Origin of the sequence: Clostridium sartagoforme AAU1 (genome assembly GCF_000401215.1) — a bacterium.
Classification (GTDB): Bacteria; Bacillota; Clostridia; order Clostridiales; family Clostridiaceae; genus Clostridium; species Clostridium sartagoforme.
Map to the genome: position 1 here is coordinate 1 of NZ_ASRV01000172.1, position 3,469 is coordinate 3,469.

General features: G+C 27.0%; 3 protein-coding genes and 1 other annotated feature. Of the genes, 1 reads left to right on the forward strand and 2 read right to left on the reverse strand.

Annotation, left to right across the window (positions count from 1 at the left end; all coding sequences use genetic code 11):
* The first annotated feature begins 261 nt into the window (after positions 1-261).
* The gene (locus tag A500_RS14205) at positions 262-993 is read left to right on the forward strand and encodes a polysaccharide deacetylase family protein (RefSeq protein WP_016208260.1); all 732 of its coding nucleotides are present in this window, start codon (positions 262-264) and stop codon (positions 991-993) included.
* Positions 994-1,025: 32 nt separating this feature from the next.
* On the opposite strand, the gene A500_RS14210 is transcribed toward A500_RS14205, so the two are convergent.
* Together A500_RS14210 and A500_RS14215 are read right to left on the reverse strand one after the other, a co-directional pair.
* On the reverse strand, positions 1,026-1,556 hold the full coding sequence (locus tag A500_RS14210) for a tryptophan transporter (protein ID WP_016208261.1): 531 nt from the start codon (positions 1,554-1,556) through the stop codon (positions 1,026-1,028).
* 117 nt (positions 1,557-1,673) lie between these two features.
* Positions 1,674-1,907 (reverse strand) — a binding site (T-box leader).
* A gap of 79 nt (positions 1,908-1,986) precedes the next feature.
* On the reverse strand, positions 1,987-3,312 hold the full coding sequence (locus tag A500_RS14215; RefSeq protein WP_016208262.1) for an MATE family efflux transporter: 1,326 nt from the start codon (positions 3,310-3,312) through the stop codon (positions 1,987-1,989).
* Between the last annotated feature and the right edge of the window lie 157 nt (positions 3,313-3,469).

The window sequence follows — 3,469 nt, forward strand, 5'->3', positions numbered from 1 at the left end:
TTTCTTTTCATCTATTCATCACCAATGCCTTCTTTTTAATAGTACTCATTAATTATTATTTATTTTATCATATTATTCCACTTATTAACTATATTTTTACTTGTATAAAATTAAAAACTATATATTTTAATTTTTAAAGTTTACTTAAATAAGCATATTACCGTTATATTATTTTAATTATGCAGATTATTATTTAAAACATATATTATAAAAATTTAGGAATACTAGTACTAGTATTAATTTATTAGGAGGATTTATAATATGAGTTTTAAAATTCAAAGAAAATTTTTGATTTTATTTTTTTTAACTACTATATTTTCGCTATCTTTTATAACTAATGTCAAAGCGAAAGAGGATAGCCAAGATTTAAAGGAAAAAGTTGTTTATCTAACCTTTGATGATGGACCAGGAGGTAAGATTACAAATCAAATCTTAGATACATTAGAAAAAGAAAATGTACCTGCTACATTTTTTGTTATAGGTTGTCAAATTAAGGGACAAGAAGATATTATTTTGAGAATGAAAAATGAGGGCCACAGTATAGGTCTTCACAGCTTTTCTCATAATAGAAACAAACTTTACTGTGAAGATGATAGTTTTTTACAAGAAATGCTTCAAGGCCAAGAAACTTTATTTGAAGTGACAGGAGAAAAGTACAATATCTTAAGATTTCCTTTTGGTTGTAATAATAAATCTTATAGGTTAACAGATAAATTAGTTGAAAAATTACATGAAAATAATTTTAAGATATATGACTGGACTGTAGATAGTGGAGATGGTGCTAATGCCAATTCAGCTCCTGAAAATATAATAAAAAAAGCATGTAAAGCTGGAGATAATGATAAAGTTATAGTACTAATGCATTGTTCTTATATAAATAAAAATTCATCTTTAGCTCTTCCTTCGATAATTAAATACTATAAGAATAACGGATATATTTTTAAATCCATAGATGAAAATACTCCTGAGGTATATAAAATAATGAAAAAATAAAGTTTAGAGTTGCCGTAAGGCAACTCTAAACTTTATTTATCAACTACTATATTAGTTATTTTTAATGCTATAGTAATTGCTTTATATAATATCATTCCTAATAAAATATTCATTAATGCTGCAGGAATTACTACAATAACAATTAAACTTATGAATGGCCCAGGTAAACCTACTAATATACTTGCCGATCCTAAAAATATTAATCCACTTAATATAGTTCCTAAGCTTAGAGCTAGTAATATTTTTATATTATCTGATATCTTTTCACCAACTAAATTAAATATAAAGTATATTATATTGGCTGTTAACAGCTTGTCTATGATATTAGGTAATTGTCCACCTGGAAACTTTGTAGTAATTGCTGTTAATATTCCTAGTATGATACTTGAAATTAATGTAGTCTTATAATCTTTATTTATTATTATAATTATAAACATCATTGCTAATGCAAAATCTGGTTGCATAGGTAATCCTAAAGCTGGTGTAATTTGATGTAATAGAGCTCCAATAGCTATTAATATTGCATTTAGTGTCATTTTTTTTACATTCATACTTCTATTCATATTAAATTCTCCTTTTTTATAAATTTAATTTATATTTTTTAAATCTCCTTTTGTTCACAACATAATTACCAGCTCCTTTAATTATTGATATAAATAAAAAACGCCCTATACAAAAATGTATAGGACGATATTCTCCGCGTTGCCACCTAAATTGCCTTAAAAGGCCTCTTTAATCAGGTACTAACATACCCTATTCCTTATATCGTAGGACTTACGGATCAACTACTCTAATAAAAATTTCGTATCACTCCTCAGAGGCCCATTCACTATTTGTTTTAGTACCGAAATCACACCACCTTCGGCTCTCTTTGACCTTACAAAATAGATACTCTTCCTCATCAATGGAAATCTATTTATTAATTTATTAATATTTTATGATAGTTTCTATTAATTGTCAACAACTTGAGAAAACTTTTTTCTTTTGGTAATATTACCATAAAATAAATAACCCTAATAATAATATCCCTTTTACTATGCTTGTACCACTTATGCTCCACCAAACTCCATCTATTCCAAGTAGTGGAATGCTACTTAATAACATAGCTAATGGTATTCTAAGTCCTGTAAAAATTATACTTACCCAAGACGGAGTTAATGTATTACCTAGTCCTGAAAAAGCTCCTGCTGTAGTTATTTCTATGCACATAAATAGTTGAGAATATCCTAAAATCTTAAGATATACAGCTCCTTTGGAAACAATTCCTGCTTCTGGTATAAATGCTGAGAAAACTTTATCTCCTGAAAATACTAGAAGTATGGTAGCAAAAATTCCTACCATTATTGCCATACTCATTGCTACTTTATATCCCTTTAAGATTCTATCCCACTTATTAGCTCCATAATTTTGTCCAATAAAAGCAGTTAATGCCGTAGCAAAGCCTTCTGCAGTCATCCAAGATATAGATTCTATTTGCGAACCAACTTTTTGAACTGCAATTGCTGTTGGACCCCATGCTGAGATAATTCTACCTATTATCATAGCAAAAAATGCAAACATACAATTTTGAAGTGCAGTTGGAATCCCTAACTTACATATCTTATTCATATTATTTTTATCTATATACTTTTTATTTTTTAATGTTAAACTATATCCATTTCTTATAAATGCTATTATAAATATAAATGTAACTATTGCTTGAGCTCCTACAGTTGCCAATGCAGCTCCTATAACTCCAAGTCTTGGAAATCCCAATAATCCAAATATCAATATTGGATCAAATATTATATTAATAATCAAACCAACTGTATTTATAAAAAATGGAATCTTGCTACTACCGGAAGCATTAAAAATACCACTAAATAATGGATTTAAGAAACTAAATATCATTCCAAAAGAAACTATTACCAAATATTCTATGGACATATTTATTATATTTGCTTCTCCTAGCTTAAAGAATCCTATTAACTGTTTTCTAAATATAATTAATAAACACATATATATTATTGCTGTTATTATATTTATAAATAAACCATTATAAATAAATTTATTTTTTTCCTTAATATCGTCTTTTCCTATGGATTGAGATACTCCTATTTCCGTACCTATTTTAGATATAAATACAAGAGAACTTCCAAACCAAGTAAAAAAACCAGCTGTTCCTACAGCTGCAACTGCATCACTACCAATTCTTCCTACCCACATCATATCGACAAGATTATACGCCATTTGTATAAATGATGTACCTAGTATTGGAATTGATAACTTTAATAATGTATTTACTATATTTCCTGAAACTAAATTTACTGATTTCTTCATATGTACCCCCTTTTAATTGTTATGTTATCTCTAAGATTATATATTTTTAATATTATTTTTCAACATATTTAGTATATAATAATAATTATTATATACTAAATATGTTGAACTTTATAAACCTCAATTTTACAATGAAAAAAAACTCCAATAGGAGTTT

Bases quoted from the DNA above. Each gene is read 5' to 3' on its own strand.
- A500_RS14205 (WP_016208260.1), top strand. From the start codon at position 262: ATGAGTTTTAAAATTCAAAGAAAATTTTTGATTTTATTTTTTTTAACT.
- A500_RS14210 (WP_016208261.1), bottom strand. From the start codon at position 1,556: ATGAATAGAAGTATGAATGTAAAAAAAATGACACTAAATGCAATATTA.
- A500_RS14215 (WP_016208262.1), bottom strand. From the start codon at position 3,312: ATGAAGAAATCAGTAAATTTAGTTTCAGGAAATATAGTAAATACATTA.